Annotated in this window: 24 protein-coding genes, 1 tRNA gene and 1 riboswitch; of the genes, 10 read left to right on the forward strand and 15 right to left on the reverse strand. The window is 36.3% G+C overall.

From position 1 onward, the window contains the following. Positions 1–98 precede the first annotated feature (98 nt). From AB3M96_RS20715 to AB3M96_RS20725, 3 genes are all read right to left on the reverse strand, one after another. Positions 99–596: a PTS sugar transporter subunit IIA gene (locus AB3M96_RS20715; protein WP_412969513.1), complete on the reverse strand. Its 498-nt coding sequence runs from the start codon at positions 594–596 to the stop codon at positions 99–101. A 113-nt stretch (positions 597–709) separates the two neighbouring features. Continuing rightward, on the reverse strand, positions 710–1771 hold the full coding sequence (rsgA, locus tag AB3M96_RS20720) for a ribosome small subunit-dependent GTPase A (RefSeq protein ID WP_412969514.1): 1062 nt from the start codon (positions 1769–1771) through the stop codon (positions 710–712). 308 nt (positions 1772–2079) lie between these two features. Next, positions 2080–3300, reverse strand: a complete 1221-nt coding sequence (locus tag AB3M96_RS20725; protein ID WP_412969515.1) for an MFS transporter — start codon at positions 3298–3300, stop codon at positions 2080–2082. A gap of 212 nt (positions 3301–3512) precedes the next feature. Between AB3M96_RS20725 and AB3M96_RS20730 the strand changes: the two genes are divergently transcribed. Both AB3M96_RS20730 and AB3M96_RS20735 read left to right on the forward strand, forming a co-directional pair. Beyond that, a complete protein-coding gene (locus tag AB3M96_RS20730; RefSeq protein ID WP_412969516.1) occupies positions 3513–4823 on the forward strand; it encodes an ATP-binding protein in 1311 nt (436 codons plus the stop codon). A gap of 11 nt (positions 4824–4834) precedes the next feature. Next, positions 4835–5512 carry an SOS response-associated peptidase gene (locus AB3M96_RS20735; protein ID WP_412969517.1) on the forward strand — a complete coding sequence of 226 codons (678 nt, stop codon included), beginning with the start codon at positions 4835–4837 and terminating at the stop codon, positions 5510–5512. Positions 5513–6156: 644 nt separating this feature from the next. Here AB3M96_RS20735 and AB3M96_RS20740 read toward each other — a convergent pair. After that, a complete protein-coding gene (locus AB3M96_RS20740; protein ID WP_412969518.1) occupies positions 6157–6453 on the reverse strand; it encodes a spore coat protein in 297 nt (98 codons plus the stop codon). Next, entirely contained in the window at positions 6446–6655 is a 210-nt protein-coding gene (locus AB3M96_RS20745; RefSeq protein WP_412969519.1) for a hypothetical protein, read from the reverse strand. The genes AB3M96_RS20740 and AB3M96_RS20745 overlap by 8 nt, the downstream gene beginning before the upstream one ends. A 157-nt stretch (positions 6656–6812) precedes the next feature. Here AB3M96_RS20745 and AB3M96_RS20750 point away from each other — a divergent pair, with 157 nt between their 5' ends. The 3 genes from AB3M96_RS20750 to AB3M96_RS20760 are packed head-to-tail and all read left to right on the forward strand — an operon-like array spanning position 6813 to position 8558. Continuing rightward, the gene (locus tag AB3M96_RS20750) at positions 6813–7022 is read left to right on the forward strand and encodes a spore coat protein (RefSeq protein WP_412969520.1); all 210 of its coding nucleotides are present in this window, start codon (positions 6813–6815) and stop codon (positions 7020–7022) included. Between the two features lie 14 nt (positions 7023–7036). Next, positions 7037–7399, forward strand: coding sequence for a spore coat protein (locus AB3M96_RS20755; protein WP_412969521.1), 363 nt, complete (start codon positions 7037–7039; stop codon positions 7397–7399). Positions 7400–7418: 19 nt separating this feature from the next. Next, the gene (locus AB3M96_RS20760) at positions 7419–8558 is read left to right on the forward strand and encodes a zinc-dependent alcohol dehydrogenase (protein WP_412969522.1); all 1140 of its coding nucleotides are present in this window, start codon (positions 7419–7421) and stop codon (positions 8556–8558) included. 285 nt (positions 8559–8843) lie between these two features. On the opposite strand, the gene AB3M96_RS20765 is transcribed toward AB3M96_RS20760, so the two are convergent. From AB3M96_RS20765 to AB3M96_RS20785, 5 genes are all read right to left on the reverse strand, one after another. Next, on the reverse strand, positions 8844–9209 hold the full coding sequence (locus tag AB3M96_RS20765) for a hypothetical protein (RefSeq protein WP_412969523.1): 366 nt from the start codon (positions 9207–9209) through the stop codon (positions 8844–8846). Between the two features lie 182 nt (positions 9210–9391). After that, positions 9392–10657, reverse strand: coding sequence for a M20/M25/M40 family metallo-hydrolase (locus AB3M96_RS20770; RefSeq protein ID WP_412969524.1), 1266 nt, complete (start codon positions 10655–10657; stop codon positions 9392–9394). A 158-nt stretch (positions 10658–10815) separates the two neighbouring features. Continuing rightward, the gene (locus AB3M96_RS20775; protein ID WP_412969525.1) at positions 10816–11322 is read right to left on the reverse strand and encodes a DoxX family protein; all 507 of its coding nucleotides are present in this window, start codon (positions 11320–11322) and stop codon (positions 10816–10818) included. A 308-nt stretch (positions 11323–11630) separates the two neighbouring features. After that, positions 11631–11831, reverse strand: coding sequence for a hypothetical protein (locus AB3M96_RS20780; protein ID WP_412969526.1), 201 nt, complete (start codon positions 11829–11831; stop codon positions 11631–11633). Positions 11832–11999: 168 nt separating this feature from the next. After that, positions 12000–12072 (reverse strand) — tRNA-Val (locus AB3M96_RS20785). 167 nt (positions 12073–12239) lie between these two features. After that, positions 12240–12388: riboswitch (cyclic di-AMP (ydaO/yuaA leader) on the forward strand. A gap of 149 nt (positions 12389–12537) precedes the next feature. On the opposite strand from AB3M96_RS20785, the gene AB3M96_RS20790 reads away from it, so the two are divergent. From AB3M96_RS20790 to AB3M96_RS20810, 5 genes are all read left to right on the forward strand, one after another. After that, positions 12538–13767, forward strand: a complete 1230-nt coding sequence (locus AB3M96_RS20790) for a dicarboxylate/amino acid:cation symporter (RefSeq protein ID WP_412969527.1) — start codon at positions 12538–12540, stop codon at positions 13765–13767. 125 nt (positions 13768–13892) lie between these two features. Then, the gene (locus tag AB3M96_RS20795) at positions 13893–14618 is read left to right on the forward strand and encodes an alpha/beta hydrolase (RefSeq protein WP_412969528.1); all 726 of its coding nucleotides are present in this window, start codon (positions 13893–13895) and stop codon (positions 14616–14618) included. 129 nt (positions 14619–14747) lie between these two features. Then, positions 14748–15263: a YjcG family protein gene (locus tag AB3M96_RS20800; protein WP_412969529.1), complete on the forward strand. Its 516-nt coding sequence runs from the start codon at positions 14748–14750 to the stop codon at positions 15261–15263. 7 nt (positions 15264–15270) lie between these two features. Then, positions 15271–15696 carry a GNAT family N-acetyltransferase gene (locus tag AB3M96_RS20805; RefSeq protein ID WP_412969530.1) on the forward strand — a complete coding sequence of 142 codons (426 nt, stop codon included), beginning with the start codon at positions 15271–15273 and terminating at the stop codon, positions 15694–15696. 168 nt (positions 15697–15864) lie between these two features. Further along, on the forward strand, positions 15865–16539 hold the full coding sequence (locus tag AB3M96_RS20810; RefSeq protein WP_412969531.1) for a YetF domain-containing protein: 675 nt from the start codon (positions 15865–15867) through the stop codon (positions 16537–16539). 13 nt (positions 16540–16552) lie between these two features. Here the strand turns inward: AB3M96_RS20810 and AB3M96_RS20815 are convergent, their stop codons facing one another. From AB3M96_RS20815 to AB3M96_RS20835, 5 genes are all read right to left on the reverse strand, one after another. Beyond that, positions 16553–16795 (reverse strand): hypothetical protein, encoded by a 243-nt coding sequence (locus tag AB3M96_RS20815; RefSeq protein WP_412969532.1) that lies wholly within the window; start codon positions 16793–16795, stop codon positions 16553–16555. A gap of 152 nt (positions 16796–16947) precedes the next feature. After that, complete coding sequence (gene spoVIF / locus AB3M96_RS20820) at positions 16948–17202, reverse strand: sporulation-specific transcription regulator SpoVIF (RefSeq protein ID WP_412969533.1); 255 nt, start codon at positions 17200–17202, stop codon at positions 16948–16950. A gap of 160 nt (positions 17203–17362) precedes the next feature. Further along, positions 17363–17494 carry a YjcZ family sporulation protein gene (locus tag AB3M96_RS20825; protein ID WP_412969534.1) on the reverse strand — a complete coding sequence of 44 codons (132 nt, stop codon included), beginning with the start codon at positions 17492–17494 and terminating at the stop codon, positions 17363–17365. A gap of 102 nt (positions 17495–17596) precedes the next feature. Continuing rightward, a complete protein-coding gene (locus AB3M96_RS20830) occupies positions 17597–17824 on the reverse strand; it encodes a hypothetical protein (RefSeq protein WP_412969535.1) in 228 nt (75 codons plus the stop codon). 82 nt (positions 17825–17906) lie between these two features. Then, on the reverse strand, positions 17907–18773 hold the full coding sequence (locus AB3M96_RS20835; protein WP_412969585.1) for a DUF421 domain-containing protein: 867 nt from the start codon (positions 18771–18773) through the stop codon (positions 17907–17909). Positions 18774–18938: the final 165 nt, after the last annotated feature.

The following is an 18938-nucleotide window of genomic DNA, read 5'->3' on the forward strand; positions in this document are numbered from 1 at the left end:
CGTGCAGTACAGGAATCATCTTTTACAGGTAGCCTAGGCCTTTTTTTAAAATGTCCTTTACAGAGGGTACACTTTAACTAAAGGTGCTGTTTTTTGTATTACTTTGCTTTTACAACTGCTAATTCAGTTTGACCACCGGTTACTTGGCCGCTTGCCGCTTTATCAAAAGAACCAACTACATCGTCATAGTTTGTAATAACCATAGGAGTAATTGTGCTTGCAGCCTTTTCTTTTACTAATTCCAAGTCAAAGGTTACTAAAGGTGTCCCTACTTCAACTTTGTCACCTTCGCTAATATGCGCTGTAAAACCTTCACCTTTCATTGAAACTGTTTCAAGTCCAATGTGGATTAATAGCTCTAACCCAATCTCAGTTTTTATTCCAATCGCATGCTTAGTAGGAAATAACTGGATAATTTCACCTTTAACCGGTGAAACTACTTTGCCTTCTGTAGGTTCAATCGCAAGTCCATCTCCCATCATTTTCTGAGAGAAAACTGGGTCTGGGACCTCTTCAAGAGCAAGAACCTTACCACTAACAGGGGCAAAAAGAGTTTCTTCCGTTTTTTTATTACTACCAAATAATTTTTTAAACATAGTATACCTCCAACAAAATAATACCTTTCTAGTTGTATCATACCCAATTCAATAAGAAAAGTATTATGATTTTTGCAAGAGCATGCTGCTAGGTTTTAAGCTTGAGAATTAAGTTAGAATTTCTTTTTTTGTTTCGCACTGCTCGTGATTTTTTTCCATTTATCTTTTTCTACCATCTGCGCTTTTTTATCAGTTTTTCTATCTAAATAAGCAAGCTCTTTTTGAAGTTTTACATAGCTTTGATATCGTCCTGATTCTAGTGTTCCATCCTCAATTGCAGCTTGTATAGCACAACCTGGCTCTGAATGATGACTGCAGTCTCGGAACCTGCAGTTGTTTGAAAGTTCTTCAATATCTTGAAAGCTGTGCCCAAGTGCAGCTTCACTTTCCCATAGTTGCAGCTCTCTCATACCTGGTGTATCAATAATCACTCCACCCGTTTCTAGTAACACTAGTTCTCGGTGTGTTGTCGTATGTCGTCCTCGGTCATCATCCTCACGCACCTCCTGGACAAGCAGTTTTTCTTCACCTAGCAGCGAATTTGTGAGTGTTGATTTACCAGCACCTGAAGAGCCAAGTAGGGCAACAGTTTGATTTCCTTTAAAATAGGCCATCAGTGAATCCAGGCCAATATTGTTTTTCACACTACATGCATGAATTGGTACACCGTAAGCCACTGATTCAACTTCAGAGATTTTTGATTCTACATCATCACATAGATCTGATTTAGTTAATACAATGACAGGATTTGCTCCACTTTCCCATGCCATGAGTAGATAGCGCTCTATTCTTCGTAGATTGAAGTCATTGTTTAATGCATTGACGAGAAACACTAAATTAATATTAGTAGCAACAATCTGCTCTTCCGTAACTGTGCCTGCCGCCTTTCTAGAGAACTTACTAAACCTAGGAAGAACAGCGTGGATAATAGCTTTGCCTTCCCCTTCTAGTATTGAAAGCACAACCCAATCTCCAACCGCTGGATAACTTTCTCTACTTGTTGCTTCAAACCGGAACTTTCCAGATACTTCGGCAAGCATTTCACCTTGCTGTGTTACGACACGATACATGCGTTTATGCTCCAATGCTACCCTTCCAACATGATATCCTTGGGATTCATAGCTATTAAAACTTTCTTGTAGATTTTCATTCCAACCAAATTTCGTTATATTCAAAGTATATTCCTCCGTTTTATTGAAAAGTAAACATCAAAAAAAGACCGTTTTACACGGTCTAAACAACTGCTAGCAAAACTATATTCACTAACAAACAAAAAACCGCGGGCATACACAGCCCACGGATATCTTACTTTTCAAAAGAGGAAAAACTTCTACTTTTACAAAGTACAATCGAGAGGGCTGTGCGTATTATTAAGTTCCGCTGCAAATACAATAGATAATTTTTTCATAATACATCCCTCTCCTTTCACGTTCCATCATTGATGTTGATAATTATAGCAAGTATAGAAATAAATGTAAATAGGCTATATTTTTTCCTGAACTGTTTTCTGTTTTTGAAGCAGATAAAAAGTTAATACGATAAAAACTGTAATTGTAGTTATAATTAAGGTCCCATGCAATACCCAAACCATTTGTGGCATCGTCAAATTTTCCAGGAGTATTGGCGCTACTATAAATCCTAGTGCAAACCCGAGTGATTTAAGTAACATCCCTACACCGAAAATTCTTCCTCTGATGTGGTTCTCCGATTTTTGAAGGATCGTGGAGTGAAGTGTTGTAAAACACGCATCAAATATACCAGTAAAAAAGGCAAACAAGAAAATAATCCAAACAGTTGTGTTTGATAAAAAGATAATGAAGCCTGTTGACATTAAAATAGCAGAAACAAATGCTGCAATATATAGTTTGGAATCTGTAAGCCACTGTAATTTAGGCAGTGTATAGGTTGCAAGCACGGAACCAACTCCCCACACTCCCCAAATAAGTCCATAATAAAAAGTTTGTCTACTTGGATCTATTGATTCAGCCAATAGAGGAATTCCTAAGTTATGAGAACTTCCTGCAAATGCCCCCACTAAGAAAACGATATTTAGCATTAATAATAGCGGCGCTAACTTTACATATAAATAAACTTCCTTTAAGTCATTACCAATACTCTTTAGCTTTTCCTTTATACCACCTAAAGCTTTTGCGCTTTCATAACTTGTAGTTTCCCATTTTATTTTTACTAAAACTAATGCTGAAATTAAATAGGTTGCTGCGTCAATCGCTAATGTTGCTTCATAGCCCAGGACATCGGTAATAAGACCCGCTCCAATAAATCCTCCTACTAAACTAATGGATGTTAATCTTGCGATAAAAGAATTCGTTTGTAATACTTTATCTTCACCAAAAATTTGTGGGATTTCTGATTGGAAACTAACCGTAAAGAAACTATTGATTAAACCTATTAAAAAGGATGCTACCAAAATAATAACAGGCTCTGGAAATGGAATTAACATGATTATTAATATACCCCTAGCTACATCACTATAAATCATTATTTTCCGTCGATTATAACGGTCTGCAAGTATTCCTGAAAATAAACTAGCCATTACACCACCCAGTGTACGTGCTGCCATCGTCGCTGCTAGCCATCCAGGACTACCTGTTGCAGCAAAAACAACAACATTTAAAACAATATTATCCATAAACATTCCGAAATCAGATAACGCTTTTACATATAACAATAACTTTTTCTTCATGAGGTACTCCTTAGTTTGTAGGTAAATTTCTCACCTTATTTTAATTCGCATTGAAATATTTCGCAATACGAAACTTCATTTGGGTACATGTTTTTCTTTTTTGCAAAAACTTGTAGAGTCATAGAATTGTTTGAAGGATTATGTATAAAAATGTAGAATTTATAATAGTCGGAAAATTAATGCTAAAGTATGAGTCGAGGGGTGCTTCAAATTTGCTTGAGAATATAGGTCATGTGCTCTACCATGTATTGATCGTTATTTTCCCTATACTTGTTTATTACCTAATGGTTCTTCGTAATAATATTTCCTCAAGTAGTTTATATAAAGGAAAACTGCTCGGCATGATTTTTGTAATTCTCTTATTAACAATGTCCTTCCCAGTTTCATATGCAAATGGCTTTGAATATGATTTCCGCATTATCCCCATCATAGTTGCTTTTATATATATTGGATTTTTCCAAGGGATTACAACTGTTTTTATTATGCTTGTCTATCAGCATTTATTAAGTGAGAATACACTTTGGGTCTCACTTCTTAACTATGCGATCATTACTGCAATCTTTTACTTTTTAACAAAAAGCTTTAAATCTTTTATTGTAAAAAACAAACTAGTTGCAATTAGCATTCTTTATTGGATTATCGCATTAACCCGAAGCATAACTCTCATCTCTAAGGATCAATTTGATCATCTGTTCATCATGATTATTTTTTCACTAATCACCTGGATCACTCTTTTAATCGTTATACTTCTTATTGAGAATCTACGACAACAAATGCTTTTACAAAAAGAATTACGACGTTCTGAAAAGCTAAATATTATTAGTCAATTAGCTGCATCAGTCGCTCATGAGGTTCGCAATCCAATGACAACAATTAATGGCTTTTTACAATTAATTAAAAAGGATGAAAATATAACGGATAAGCAAAGGAACTATATTGATATTTCTCTAACAGAATTAAGTCGGGCTCAAGCTATCATAAATGATTATCTTTCCTTAGCAAGACCAAACACTAAAGAATCTCAAGTAGTAAATTTAACTGAGGAACTCACTAAAACGATAGAATTAATGTCCTCATATACTAATATACAAAATATCGAAGTAACTTCATCAATTGAGAAATCACTATTTGTAAGCGGTAATACAGATGAAATTAAACAAGTTCTCATTAATTTAATAAAAAATGCAATTGAGGCAATAACTAGTAACGGTAAGGTTGAAATTAATGCATACACTAAAAACAAATTGATTATTATTGCCATTTCTGATAATGGAGTAGGTATGTCGAAGGAACAACTAGCGAGAGTAGGCACACCTTTTTATTCAACGAAAGAAAAAGGAACTGGAATTGGTCTTACCATATCGTATCAAATCATTGAACAAATGAAAGGTAGAATAGTTGTTGAAAGTCAGCTTGGCAAAGGTACTACCTTTACTATTAGGTTACCTATCCACAGTATGATAGCTAATAATGTAACAAGTATTCAGAGTGGAATTGTTACAAACATAAATGATTTAAGATAAAGGTGATATAAATGTGCGGGAGATTCACTCTGTTTGCAGAGTATAATGAAATAATCGATCGATTCTCAATTGAGGCGGCGATAGATGCGGGCTTGTATGTACCAAGTTATAACATTGCACCTTCTCATTCAGTATTGTCAGTCATAAATGATGGGAACAAGAATCGATTAGGGTTTCTACGTTGGGGACTTATCCCTTCCTGGGCAAAAGATGAAAAAATCGGCTATAAGATGATAAACGCTCGTGCTGAAACCATTTCTGAAAAACCAAGTTTTCGTCAGGCTTATAATAGTAGACGTTGTCTAATAATCGCAGATAGTTTTTACGAATGGAAACGAAAAGACGATAAGACGAAAATTCCTATAAGAATAAAACTTAAGTCCAATAAAATGTTTGCAATGGCAGGTATTTGGGAACGTTGGACCTCACCATCCGGAGATACAGTATATTCATGTTCGGTGATTACAACAGAACCAAATGAATTAATGAATGAGATCCATGACCGCATGCCCGTTATCTTAAAAAAAGAAGATGAAAAAACATGGTTAAATCCTGCTATACAAGTTTCTCCTGAGATATCAAAGTTATTAAAACCATTACCAGCACATCTTATGGAAGCCTACGAGGTATCATCACTCGTAAACTCTCCACGTAATAATTCACCAAATTTAATACAAGAGATATGTTAAATGACAAAGGTATTTTTCTAAGAAAAAGAAAAATACCTTTTTTTATGTTTTTATGTAATTATCAAATTTTATGTTGTGGATAACTTGCAGTACAGTTATCCAAGTCCAGCTCCAGCGCCTAGCCAGTTTTCCTACCTGAATAAACTTCTTCGAGTATCTTGCGCAAAAGCTTTGCTTTTAAGCAGCTAGAGGTCGCTTCACCCCTCCTGCGGCGGCAACACTAAGGAATGCTTCGTGAGGATAATCCCCGCAGAAAAAAAGCTTTGCTTTTTTTTCGAGCCTCCTCACTGAAATGCTGAAGCGGCTTGGTCAGAAACGAGGAAATTGGAGACTCCGACAAAAGAGGCATCTTTTGCCTCTGACGGAGGGGTTGAAATTTCTCTAGTTTCTAGCCGCTGAAACTGGACAAGTCAGGGCTCCGACGCACAGGACGTGCTAGTGCCGGCGAAGACATAAGGACGTGGCGACATTAGCCGGCCAGCGCTTGTCGGACTTGCACAGGACAAGGAAGGCTACGGCAGCATAGACATCGCACGAAGAAAATCGCAGCATTTTCGAGTATGTGCTGACATCGACGTTCTCCACAGGACGTGGCGGCTATTTAGTCGATGTTCCTTTTTCCAAGTCGCTTGCGCTTTTGTTCTTTACTCAGTTAATTTCATAGCGGTTTCGGTAATATTTAAATCTGCTTGAAGTTGTTCACGGAGGTCATTTGGATGATACACTCCTTGAGTAATCATATAATTTGTTATATTTTCATGTGTTTCAACAGCAATTCGCAGTTGTTCACGTAGTACCTGTTTTACAGAAGGAGTGTACGTTTCGGTAATTGCAAAAGCAATATTACGAATGCCAGCTTTTGTTGAGATAAGAAAATCAGTTGCAATGACCTTATCTGTCATGCCGCCCATCCCCATAAATTTCTTCATTAAATCATTCATTGTTCTGGCTCCTATCTGTAATTAATTGTTGAAGTTGAGTTATGAATTTTCTACCTGAATCAACATCATTAGATAAGATGGCACGCAGCTGTGGATCTTGAACCAATTTACTCATTGTAATGGATTTTGTTATGGAAAGGTTTTTAAAGGTTAAGAGTTCATGTACTTCCAAGGTTTCATGTAGCCCCATGTAGTGTGTCATCGTTAATCTCCTTTCAAATCATCTTAGTTTTAGAGTGCCTACGCCTCGGTAACTTATTCCCTTTCACTCTTTTACTAATTTTGGAATTTAAAAACTTCCTTATATTGAATGATTATTTATTAAAAAAGGTCATCCTAAACTAAAAGGAGTGACAAAGATGGAACAACATGCGTTAGGCTATCACGAAACAATGGATACTCATGAAATGATAAATTTTAAAACAATCTGTTTAGTACGTTCGAAGTTAATGCAGGGAATTTGTTTTGACAATGATTTAAAGGCATTAATGGAAAAGGATGTAAAACAATCAATAGAGGATATTGAAGAGCTAAAAAAATTGTACGAAAAGGCTAGAACAAAACACTAAGAGGTGATAATTAAATGAACCAAGATTATCTTGATCCCAAGTATGCTGAAGGTATGCCCAAGATGGCTGATGCCTCGTTTGCAATGGATTTTTTATTATCTGTAAAAACTGGAATCCGTTATTATTCAGTGGCCCTAACGGAAACAGCTAATCCAGAATTGAGGCAAGCATTATTTAGTCAAATGGATAGAGCTATCGATCTGCACCAAGAAATTTCCGAACTAATGATTAGTAAAGGATGGTTATACCCAAATGATGTTGAAAAACAAATAGAATTAGACATCAAGTCTGCAGATATGGCACTAGCAATTGCCAGAATGGAACTCTTCCCTAACGACACTGATAGAAAAGGTACGTTTGCAACCCCTAATAAATAGATTGCAGGAGGAAAAATACATGAAAGCTGTTACATATCAAGGTATTAAAGATGTAGCCGTCAAAGAAGTGGAAGATCCCAAAATACAAAAAGCAGATGATATTGTAATAAAGGTTACGAGTTCAGCTATCTGTGGTTCAGATTTACATTTAATCCACGGTATGATTCCAAACACCCCCGAAAATTTCATTATTGGTCATGAACCTGTTGGGATTGTAGAAGAAGTTGGTCCTGAAGTAACCAACCTTAAAAAAGGGGACCGGGTTATTGTTCCTTTTAATATGAGCTGCGGTAAGTGTTGGTATTGTAGTAATGACTTTACCAGTCAGTGTGACAATGCAAATGAGCATGGAGATATGGGTGGATTCCTGGGATACTCTGAAACGACTGGTGGTTTTGCTGGTGGTCAAGCTGAATATTTACGAGTACCTTATGGAAATTTCACGCCCTTTAAGGTACCGGAAGATAGTGAATTAGAAGATGAAAAGCTTGTACTACTTGCAGATGCTGCCTCAACAGCATATTGGACTGTTGAGAACGCTGGCGTAAAAAAAGACGACACAGTTATTATTCTCGGTTGTGGTCCCGTTGGCTTATTAGCCCAAAAATTTGCTTGGCTATTTGGAGCCAAACGAGTCATTGCTGTTGACTATGTTGATTACCGTTTACAACATGCAAAAAAGACAAACAACGTAGAAATCGTTAATTTTGAAAGTGAAAAAAATATCGGAAATCATTTAAAAGAGATTACTCATGGCGGAGCAGACGTTGTAATAGACTGTGTAGGTATGGACGGTAAAATGTCTCCAATGGAATTCTTAGCTACTGGTTTAAAACTACACGGCGGAGCAATGGGAGCAATTGTTATGGCTGCTCAAGCAGTACGAAAGTGTGGAACAATTCAAATTACAGGTGTTTATGGAATGAGATATAATGCATTTCCATTAGGTGATATTTTCGAACGAAATGTGCAGCTGAAAATGGGACAAGCCCATGTTATTCCTGTAATTCCTAAGCTTTATAAGCTGATCTCAGATGGCAAATTTGATCCAAGTGACATTATTACTCATGTGATCCCATTAGAGCAAGCAAAACATGGATATGAAGTTTTCGATACAAAGACTGATGATTGTATCAAAGTTGTACTAAAACCGCATTAGCTTTATGCAATAACGAAATAGACCGCCAAAATAGCGGTCTACTTTCATTTATCAAATCTATTTCGTTTCGCAATATTCAAAAGAGATTTTGAAAGACTAAAAAAAATAATTGGGATTGAGAGGATGATTAACAGTAGTACCGAGTTCGTCTGTAACCACACAATCAAAGTGGCACCCCCTTTGTTCAGGGTATGCCAGGTACATTTAATCCGTTTCTATTAAACACCCATTTTTATTTATTACTTAGGTTTTGAAAGTAGCTATATTTAGTATACATTCCTGTTACTAGTACCTATGACCATAACCTGGATATCCATGTCCTCCACCAAAACCTTTATGTCCAAATCCTTTTCCAAATCCCTTTCCATAACCTTTGCCGTACCCTTTTCCATAACCCTTTCCATAACCACCAAACCCTGGACCGTAACCATAGCCTACTCCAGGGTAGCCGATTCCATAACCACCAGGGCCGAATCCACCAAAACCAGGGCCACCTGGATATCCATATCCTCCATATCCTCCATATCCTGGACCAAGTAATCCTGCTCCTAAATAGCCTATACCAGCACCTAGTAACCCTGCCGCTAATGGTCCAACTCCATAACCGATATTTCTCTGATCTTCTATATATGGTGTCATATATCTATACATCTAATTGCTCCTTCCATCTTTGTATAATGACAGTCTATATAGCTTATTACATATATACTATTTTGGACTGGGCATTCATCCTTTTATCACAAGGTTGGTTAGTTTGCCTATAGAAAGTGTGTTGGAAGGTTATATACCCTCACGCTATTAGTAGTTAGTAAAAGAAAGAGAGTGCTTCACCCTTACCTTTTTGGTAATAGTGGTTGTGTTACATGTTCAACTCCGACAAGACCTAGAATGGTTAGGAATATCCCTTGAACACCGTAATAAGCATCGGTAGGATCATAGAATTCCTCGAGGGTATGACAGCCACCAAAATCTCCCCCTCCTCCTAATGTAACAGCCGGTATTCCTAGACTAATAGGCACATTTGAATCTGTGCTACTAGGAGAAGTTAAAATTGGTTCAAAACCAATACCTGCAGTCGAAGCTAACGCTACTTGAACAATAGTACTATCTTTAGCTTGTGAACCTGCTGGCCGATCTCCTACTAATGTAATTTCAACTTGTATCTCGTCCGAATCCCATCGTTCATTCTCTTCTACAGCTGCTTTCTTTATAATAGTAAGTACCTTTTCTTCTAATTTTGCTAACTCTTCAGAAGATGTGGAACGTAAATCAAGCAGCATTTCTGCACTTGCAGATATCGTATTAACGGATGTTCCACCATTAATAATTCCAACATTAAATGTTGTTTTTGGTTCTACTGGTGTTTGAATGTCACTAATTTTAGAAATAGCCCTTCCTAATGCATGAATAGCGCTTGGTTTACCAAAGTCTCCAAAACTATGGCCACCTTGCCCTTTATAGGTAACACTATATCTTCGGCTTCCTGTTGCAAGATAGGTGATTCGTTCTGGACTACCTGGTTCTATTGATATAAAACCATCAATGCTTTGGTTATTTTCGAAAAGTGCTTTCACACCATTCAAATCCCCTAATCCCTCTTCACCAACAGTTGCACCAAATATAATATCACCCATAGTATGTATACCCGTTTTTTCAAACGCTCTAAGCAAGGTTAGAACAGCAGCTAACCCTCTACCATCATCCGCTATACCCGGGGCAAAAATTTTTCCATCTATATGTTTTGCTTTAACATCTGTGCCAGCTGGAAATACAGTATCTAGATGAGCACAGACAACTAATTTAGGGCCATTACCAGAGCCTTCTCTAATACCAAATACATTTCCTTGATCATCTGTTTTTACATTTGTTAGCCCATATTGTACTAACCTTTTTTGATAATCTAAACCTCTTTCTTCCTCTTCGAAAGTTGGTGCCGAGATTTCGGTAATCTCAATTTGTTCTTTAGTCGTAAACTCGTTATCTTGTTTAAGGAATTCTAATCCCTCTTGAACTTTCGCATCCTTTAGTAGATCTTCTATTGTTTGTAAGGTTAAATCGGAAACAAATTCTCTTGGGCTGTTTTGAGATGATTGATTCATAGATATCCTCCTCTTAAATTATGTCTTATTTTATCTTCTAATAACTTCCGGGAGATATCAACTTTCTTTATATGAAATAAAGATTACTATTCATGCTCCTACGTTTTTTAACTAACACGAAAAATGGACCCATGACTGGGTCCATTCTTATTACATGGTTATTTAGAAACTGCCACTGTCTTGTCTTGTTTTCTACCAATAACCTTCTTAACAAAAGGTATTACATAGTAATCAAGACCAAATTTACCAGCGTTGCTTCCTGCAACTAGGATAAAAATTGTTAGTAACACCATTTGTGGGTTTGTGCTGGTTGTTCCAGAGAACATGAACGCGAAGTTCATTGTAATACCCATTAGTGCTGAGAAGGTTGTGAATAAACCTAAGATTAATGCTATACCAACTAGTAACTCGCCCCAAGGTACTAATACGTTGAACAAACCAACGTTTGGAATTGCAAATCCGTCTAGGAAGCTAGCCCACCAGCCTTGAACTGCTGGATGATCTCCTGTCGCCTTTTGTATAGCCCCTTGTAAAAATCCACCTGCATCAAAACCACCTACGATTTTCCCCCAACCAGATGTGATCCACTGATAACCTAAGTAAACTCTTAAAAACACCATAATAGCTGCTGCAACTTTGTTTTCTCTTAAAAATGTATTCATCATTTTATTTTCCTCCCAATCCCTTAGGATTTGATTAACTACTTTATACTGTAAGTATAGTGTTAACAGGAAAAATAAAATATCGGGGAACATCCTTATTTTGCAGGTGTTTTATCCTGAACTATGTTGGCTATTTTTCCTTACTCTAGACATTCTTTCCCTGATTGATAGCTTCCCTTTTTCCTGAGAATAACTAGGGTATTTTTAGAAAAAAGCATTTGACTATCCTGTTCGAATTGCTATGTAAAAACAAAAAAAAAGACTTGAAAAATAAGTCTAAGAATCTCCAGTTCAAATTCTATTTAGTTTTATTAATTTGTTTTTTTAGGACATTTCATAAACTCATTATAATAAACGTCAAACATTATCTTTTGGTAATACCTCACCAAATTAGAGTAGTTATCTTCGTAGCGATATTTAATTAATCTTTTGTTTGACTCTTTTGGTTGATATTGATTAGGTGTACTTGGACTTTGCTTGATATTTTTCTCAATTCCCACAACTTCTCCCATACTTTAAACACTCCTTATTCTCTTTTACTGTCTTTATATGATGAAATTGTCTATGGGACACTTTAACGTATAAAAATGAGTAAAACACCCAGCTACCTTTTTATTATTTCAGACTTTGTTATATGGAAAAAGGCCACAACCCTTTGGGATTGTAGCCTTTAAATTAGATGATTCCGACTGGGATCGAACCAGCGACCTCTACCCTGTCAAGGTAGCGCTCTCCCAGCTGAGCTACGGAATCGTATATAAGAATTATTCATAATATACCTTCGAATGACTAGTTTGTCAATAATAAACAATAGTGAGTCTACGGGAAATATTAACAACACCATTGGTTGCGAAAAAGTGTTAAAATGTTGACATAAAGCTTTTCTATGAGCTATAAATATATTACTAAGGCAAAGCACAATTTAATATTCGCTGAATTCCCAATTTGGGAAACGGGGGAACCATAACGTGCATAAGGGCACTCGGGGTGAATCCTTTTTTATAAAGGTAGGAGAAACTCTTCATCCGAATCCGACAGCTAACCTCGTAAGCATCTGGAGAGAGCATAGTTCTGCATTTTTTTGACTATTTAAGCCACGAGCCTACTCTCGTGGTTTTTTGTATCTTAAAACTTTCTCCGCTACGAAAAAATGCTGTCATTACCTTACCTTATGCTGCCAGGATAAATAGAAAACTACTTTTTAAGAGGAGGTAATTTATGTCACTAACGAAAAAAATCTTACTCGGTTTAGGTTTAGGTGCACTTGTTGGTTTTATTCTTAATCTTACTTCACCGGCTTTATTCGAGGATTTAAATTATTGGCTATTCAAACCACTAGGACAAATTTTCTTAAATCTTATTAAAATGCTTGTTGTTCCAATAGTCTTCATTTCTATTACTCTAGGAGTTGCTGGTCTCGGTGATCCCAAAAAGCTCGGAAGAATTGGTGCTAAAACGATTGGCTATTTCTTAGTTACAACCACTATCGCAATAATTATTGGTTTGTCCTTAGCTGCTGTTATTCAGCCTGGAGCAGGCGGTAACTTCCAAACTGAAGGCTTACAATATGAAGGTCAGACAGAAGCACCACCTATTATGGAGACCTTACTGGGCATTATCCCGACAAACCCTGTTGAAGCAATGACACAAGCGAATATGTTACAGATAATAGCATTTTCAATTTTTGTGGGATTGGCTCTAACAGTACTTGGTGATAAAACGAAAGGGATCCTAAATCTCTTTGAGCAGGCAAATGAAATCATGATGTATTTAGTAAATCTTGTTATGAAGGTTGCTCCATACGGTACATTTGGATTAATTGCAACTGCAATTGGTAGCCAAGGTTATGATGCAATTAAAGCAATGCTATCATATTTCCTAGTCGTTCTTGGCGCTTTACTGATTCATGCTTTCATAACATATGGAGGAACAGTCGCGTTACTAGGCAAAATGAATCCAATTGAATTTTTCAAAGGCTTTGCACCTGCGATGACAGTTGCGTTTAGTACGTCAAGCAGTAGTGCAACCTTACCAGTCTCAATGGAAACTGCCCAAAAGAATCTAAAGGTGCCAGAACCAATAAGTAGCTTTGTTCAACCTTTAGGTGCAACGATTAATATGGACGGTACCGCCATTATGCAAGGGGTAGCGACAATTTTCATTGCACAAGCATGGGGAGTAGATCTCTCTATGGTCGAGATTATTACGGTCATTATAACTGCCGTACTTGCAAGTATCGGTACCGCAGGCGTTCCTGGTGTTGGATTAATAATGCTTGCAATGGTATTAACATCTGTTGGTTTACCGGCAGAAGGTATTGCGTTAATTATCGGTATTGACCGCTTACTTGATATGACTCGTACAGCGGTTAATATTACAGGTGATGCTGCATGTGCTGTTTATGTAACTGAGTCAGAAAAGAAACATTCAGGAGAACAAACTGCTTAAAAATTATGGATGTAACGACAGGGTTCTCCCCTGTCGTTTTTTCATTTAAATAAACATACCGTAATACGTTATAATAACAATATGAGTTTTACTAGATTTCAAGTCAGGTTGGAGGATTAGAAATTATGAGTGTTAATAAAGGTACTGTTAGGGAAATGACTATACATAGCAAGATATTACATGAAGAAGTTGAACTTATCGTTTATTTACCCGCTGCTTTTTCACCTCTCTATAAATACAATGTTTTAATTGCGCAGGATGGAAGAGATTATTTTAACCTTGGGCGAATGGCCAGAGTCGCTGACGACCTTCTACATTCTAATCAAATTGATAATACGATTATTGTTGGTGTGCCATATAAAAGTGTTGCTGACCGTCGGGAAAAGTATCATCCCAAAGGCGAAAAACACGAAATGTACAAACGTTTTCTTGGTGAAGAACTTGTACCGTTCCTGGATAGTGAGTTTCCTACTTACCAAATAGGATTAGGTCGAGCGTTAATTGGTGATTCCCTCGGAGCTACTATTTCACTATTAACAGCACTCGAATATCCAAATACATTCGGGAAAGTTATCCTTCAATCTCCTTATGTGGATGATGAAGTTTTAGAGAAGGTCGAACACTATCAAGGGTCTCAACTCGAAATTTATCATGTAATTGGTACAGGCGAAACAGAGGTTAAAACAACGAATGGTGAGGTTTCTGACTTCTTGACTCCGAACCGGGAACTGCGAAAAGTTATCGGTAAAAAAGGGTATCCTTATTTTTATGAGGAGTTTGACGGTTCACATACTTGGACATATTGGCAACCAGATCTTCCAAGAGCTCTAGCCTATATGTTAAAAATGTAAGATTTAGCTTATTCAAATATATTATCACCTATAAAACTTTGGTATAATGGAATTACTATTTTTGGTAGTAGGCTAACACGAGTTAACATTATTAGCTTATCAATACATATTCTCAAGGAGGGTCTACAAATGAAGTACGGCATTGCACTCTTTCCATCCAAACAACTTCAAGATTTCGCAAATTCTTATCGTAAACGTTATGATCCACATTATGCGTTAATTCCACCACATCTGACATTAAAGAATGCATTCGACGCATCTGATGTGGAAATTAAGGATATCTCTAACAAACTTGAGGAAATTTCAAACCAAATTAATCCGTTTCAATTGAAGGTGTTAAAGGTTAGCTCCTTTTATCCGGTTAATAATGTTATTTATTTAAAGGTTGACCCAAACAGTGAGTTACTTAAATTGCACGAAGCACTTCACTCTGACTTTTTTCCAGAAGAACCTGAATTTGCATATGTACCACATATTACAATTGGTCAAAAGCTTTCTAGTGATGAACACTCTGACGTGTATGGACAACTTAGAATGCTGAAGGTTGAACATGAAGAAGAGATCGACAGATTCCATTTGCTTTATCAATTAGAAAATGGGTCTTGGACAGTATATGAAACATTTCGTTTAGGAAAGGGTCGTTAATTTTCAAATGGAAGCAAAAATCGTTACAAACAACAAAGAAAAAGATGATGCATTTACTGTAAGAAAAATTGTTTTTGTTGATGAACAAAACGTACCAATGGAAGAGGAAATTGACCAATACGAAGACAGTGCGACTCACATTGTACTTTATGACAATGGAGAACCTGTGGGAGCTGGCCGTTTTCGTGAGGTTGATGGGCTTGGAAAAGTCGAAAGGATTTGTGTTCTTGCCTCTCACCGCAAAAAAGGTGCAGGAAACATTATTATGACTAAAATTGAAGACCTGGCAAAAGAACACGGCTTAAAAAAATTAAAACTAAATGCCCAAACACATGCACAAACCTTTTATAAAAAACTGGGCTACGAAACAGTATCAGGGATATTCATGGACGCTGGAATTCCACACGTGACCATGACAAAAGAAATAAACTAAATGGGACAAGGGGCAGATACCTTGTCCCACCATTATTTTCAACTACGCTTCTTTTCCAATTCCACAATCATCCTTCTAAAAAACTCCTAATCATTTTTTCAGTATATAAAAACACGTTTCCTAGGATAAAAAAAATACACATGGTCATCCTACTAATGGGGTGAAGTGATGGATTATTTTAGAATCGTATTAGATTTAGTTTGTGGTCTATTAGGACTGCTCATCCTTACAAAAATTCTTGGAAAGACACAAATTACGCAAATAACTCCCTTTGATTTTATTTCAGCACTTGTTTTAGGTGAACTAGTTGGAAATGCTGTTTTTGATGATAAAATAGGTGTTTTACAAATTTTATTTGCCGTTACAATCTGGGGAGTTTTAATTTATATTATTGAGGTAATCACCCAAAAAATTGCAATTACAAGACCTTATCTTGAAGGAAAACCCGCAATTATTATACATAAAGGACAAATTATAAAAGAAAAGCTGAAAAAGAACAAACTTGACATTAATCAATTACAACATCTTCTACGCTCAAAGAATGTATTTTCTATCCGAGAAGTGGAATATGCTATTCTTGAAACGGATGGATCAATTAGTGTGCTAAAGAAGTCGTCTTATGAACAACCAACTCGCCAAGATTATAATATGGAGGAGAAAAAAGTTAGGCTGCCTATAACGCTTATTAGTGATGGACAAATCATCAATGAAAATTTGAAAGAAAGTGGATTTACTGAGGAGTGGCTTATTTCTGAACTTCGAAGTAAAGGAGTAAATAGTTATAAAGATTTATTAATTGCAGAGTGGCTTGAAGAGGACGGCTTGTATATACAAACATACTAGCCCGGCCTCTTTTTTATATGGTTGCATCATATAATAAGCCAAGACCTGTAATTTGTGCTCGAACTTTCTCATTGTTTGGTTTAGGAATCCTTCTTTGAGGCAATCTTGTATCAATACGTTCATATTGATTTTTTACACTAGTATGTAAGGTAATAGGGTTAACGTGATGAAGCCTAAATTGATTGGTCTTATAAGATGTAGATCTATTAACGTACTGTGTATATTGTTCATGGTTAATTGGTAAAATATAACCCATGATAATCCGCACTCCTGTCTTATACTGTCTACTAAATAATTATGGTAAGGGATACATTAATATGTATTGTCTACTATAGAATTCGTACAACCCCTCCCATTTTTGGGGTACTAAATGAAGAAGGCCTGACATATCTCGCCAGACCATACTCACTACTTTTTATTAATCATTTTTGCAATAGTACCGAAGTCCATTTTCTCATTACCATTAACAATACTCTGTACAATCTTATCTTCAAGTTGTTTATTAACAGGTTTGTTGGCAATATGAGAAACTTTTCTAATGACTGACCTTACTGTTTTTTCGTCCTTAAAATTTGCATTTTGCAAAGAGTTTGCTAGTTGAAATACATCCTGCATATTAACGCCAGTTTTCTTTTCAATATTTTTAAAGAAGTTATTATCCATTTCAGAGCCTCCTTACATTGTGTTATATTCTATGACCCTTTACTGTAAGTGGTGCTGAATATCAGGTAATTCGTAAAACTGTTTTGCTTATATATAGTTGCTGGAAAAGTGAAAGTACGAGCCCTAAGACTCGTACTTTATAGGGTTTCTAATTCAGTGATTAGTTGTAGAAAGAAGCACCTACAATAATTAAAAGGATGAACAACACAACGATTAACACGAAAGTTGAACCGCCGTAGCCTCCGCCGTAGCCATAGCCGCCATAGCCGTAACCACCATATCCGTAGCCCATATTTAGCACCTCCTCTTAAAAGAGTACATTATAAAATATGTTTAATAGTCGAAATGTGTGAGGACAAGAGCACAGGACATATGCGGAAATTAAGTAAGATAGTTATTTCCCAAAGGTTTTCTCGTGTTCATGTTGTTGTTTTGCTAACCACTTATCGAGCTGGTCAAATCTTGCTTCAATGTCCCTTTCGAAGCTTGCGCTTTGCTGATCAAGTTTTTTTAGTCCCTCTTCATTTTTAGATGCCCATTTATCAAGCTTTCCTTTTGCCTCATCATGGTCTTTGTAATAGTCAGAAACAAAACGATCTAGTTCTTTATCGAATTTACTCATCTCATCACCTCTAAATATTTCACAACGTCCACTACTCCTCTTTTTTATAAAATGAAAAAGACAGACGTATTGAGCCTGTCTTCTACGTTTTATTCTTATTAATCTGAGTTAAGGAATTCTCAATTAAATTCAATTCATTGACATGCTTACTATATATCTCTTTTACTTCGGCTGATTCTGCTCTAAGGATATAATCTTCAAATTCAGTCTTACACTTTTTAATAGAATCGATTAATTGCTGCTTTTCAGTTTGTTTTGGTTTTATGATTTGGTCATCATATAAATCCACAGTAATTTGATTGTTTTGATCTATTTGGGCCAAAAAGATATCTTCTGCTTTAATACCCATTGTTCGGAGTTCACCTTCGAGCCAACTTTTGTCTAAATCTATAGTATTCAATGGCTCTTCTAAAATTTCCCCATCCATAATTACGGTTTGCGGTTCTCCCCCTTTTGTTGGTTTACTATTTATATCACCAAAAGTAAGAGGTTGTTTATTCCTATTTAAAAGTACACTTATATCTCCACTCGGTTCTAAAGCAGCAAATTCAACATCAGCAATTTGAAATACCCTCTTTTTCCGTAGCTGTTCTAACAATTCGTCTGCTGTATATTTTTCTTTAGCAAGATGATCTTCAAGTATCTTGCCATTTTTAATAAACACAGTAGACTTTCCTTCCACAAAGTCACTAAATTTTTTACTCTTCAAAGATATAAGTGATATGGCCAATGGAACTAAGAGCCAAATTAGGATACTTGTGATTCCTGAAGCAAGATCTAATTCAATATCCATTGATATATCTGCGGCAATACTTCCTACGGTAATACCTAAAATGTATTCAAAAAAAGACAGCCTTCCAAGCTGTTTTTTACCAAGGAGTTTCATGATTAAAAATAAACCAATTATTACAGAAAATGACCTGATACCTACCTCGACCCAATTCGGCATGCCTTTCACCTCAGCAAGAATATGTGGAACATGTAATTTCCTATCTATATTACAATTATCTCCATTAATCAAATTCATAGTCTACGTATAAAAATTCCTATCGTCTCCACTATAAAATAAATTTAGAAAACTCGGCGATTGCCGAGCCTATAGACTACAGCAGAG

The organism is Ferdinandcohnia jepli, from assembly GCF_047246645.1.
Lineage (GTDB): Bacteria > Bacillota > Bacilli > Bacillales > Bacillaceae_L > Ferdinandcohnia.

What these genes read in the sequence shown, in the direction of transcription:
- AB3M96_RS20715 (WP_412969513.1), bottom strand. Translation starts at nt 596, where the DNA reads ATGTTTAAAAAATTATTTGGTAGTAATAAAAAAACGGAAGAAACTCTT.
- AB3M96_RS20725 (WP_412969515.1), bottom strand. Translation starts at nt 3,300, where the DNA reads ATGAAGAAAAAGTTATTGTTATATGTAAAAGCGTTATCTGATTTCGGA.
- AB3M96_RS20735 (WP_412969517.1), top strand. Translation starts at nt 4,835, where the DNA reads ATGTGCGGGAGATTCACTCTGTTTGCAGAGTATAATGAAATAATCGAT.
- AB3M96_RS20740 (WP_412969518.1), bottom strand. Translation starts at nt 6,453, where the DNA reads ATGAATGATTTAATGAAGAAATTTATGGGGATGGGCGGCATGACAGAT.
- AB3M96_RS20745 (WP_412969519.1), bottom strand. Translation starts at nt 6,655, where the DNA reads ATGACACACTACATGGGGCTACATGAAACCTTGGAAGTACATGAACTC.
- AB3M96_RS20750 (WP_412969520.1), top strand. Translation starts at nt 6,813, where the DNA reads ATGGAACAACATGCGTTAGGCTATCACGAAACAATGGATACTCATGAA.
- AB3M96_RS20755 (WP_412969521.1), top strand. Translation starts at nt 7,037, where the DNA reads ATGAACCAAGATTATCTTGATCCCAAGTATGCTGAAGGTATGCCCAAG.
- AB3M96_RS20760 (WP_412969522.1), top strand. Translation starts at nt 7,419, where the DNA reads ATGAAAGCTGTTACATATCAAGGTATTAAAGATGTAGCCGTCAAAGAA.
- AB3M96_RS20765 (WP_412969523.1), bottom strand. Translation starts at nt 9,209, where the DNA reads ATGTATAGATATATGACACCATATATAGAAGATCAGAGAAATATCGGT.
- AB3M96_RS20770 (WP_412969524.1), bottom strand. Translation starts at nt 10,657, where the DNA reads ATGAATCAATCATCTCAAAACAGCCCAAGAGAATTTGTTTCCGATTTA.
- AB3M96_RS20775 (WP_412969525.1), bottom strand. Translation starts at nt 11,322, where the DNA reads ATGATGAATACATTTTTAAGAGAAAACAAAGTTGCAGCAGCTATTATG.
- AB3M96_RS20780 (WP_412969526.1), bottom strand. Translation starts at nt 11,831, where the DNA reads ATGGGAGAAGTTGTGGGAATTGAGAAAAATATCAAGCAAAGTCCAAGT.
- AB3M96_RS20790 (WP_412969527.1), top strand. Translation starts at nt 12,538, where the DNA reads ATGTCACTAACGAAAAAAATCTTACTCGGTTTAGGTTTAGGTGCACTT.
- AB3M96_RS20795 (WP_412969528.1), top strand. Translation starts at nt 13,893, where the DNA reads ATGAGTGTTAATAAAGGTACTGTTAGGGAAATGACTATACATAGCAAG.
- AB3M96_RS20800 (WP_412969529.1), top strand. Translation starts at nt 14,748, where the DNA reads ATGAAGTACGGCATTGCACTCTTTCCATCCAAACAACTTCAAGATTTC.
- AB3M96_RS20805 (WP_412969530.1), top strand. Translation starts at nt 15,271, where the DNA reads ATGGAAGCAAAAATCGTTACAAACAACAAAGAAAAAGATGATGCATTT.
- AB3M96_RS20810 (WP_412969531.1), top strand. Translation starts at nt 15,865, where the DNA reads ATGGATTATTTTAGAATCGTATTAGATTTAGTTTGTGGTCTATTAGGA.
- AB3M96_RS20815 (WP_412969532.1), bottom strand. Translation starts at nt 16,795, where the DNA reads ATGGGTTATATTTTACCAATTAACCATGAACAATATACACAGTACGTT.
- spoVIF (WP_412969533.1), bottom strand. Translation starts at nt 17,202, where the DNA reads ATGGATAATAACTTCTTTAAAAATATTGAAAAGAAAACTGGCGTTAAT.
- AB3M96_RS20825 (WP_412969534.1), bottom strand. Translation starts at nt 17,494, where the DNA reads ATGGGCTACGGATATGGTGGTTACGGCTATGGCGGCTATGGCTACGGC.
- AB3M96_RS20830 (WP_412969535.1), bottom strand. Translation starts at nt 17,824, where the DNA reads ATGAGTAAATTCGATAAAGAACTAGATCGTTTTGTTTCTGACTATTAC.
- AB3M96_RS20835 (WP_412969585.1), bottom strand. Translation starts at nt 18,773, where the DNA reads ATGCCGAATTGGGTCGAGGTAGGTATCAGGTCATTTTCTGTAATAATT.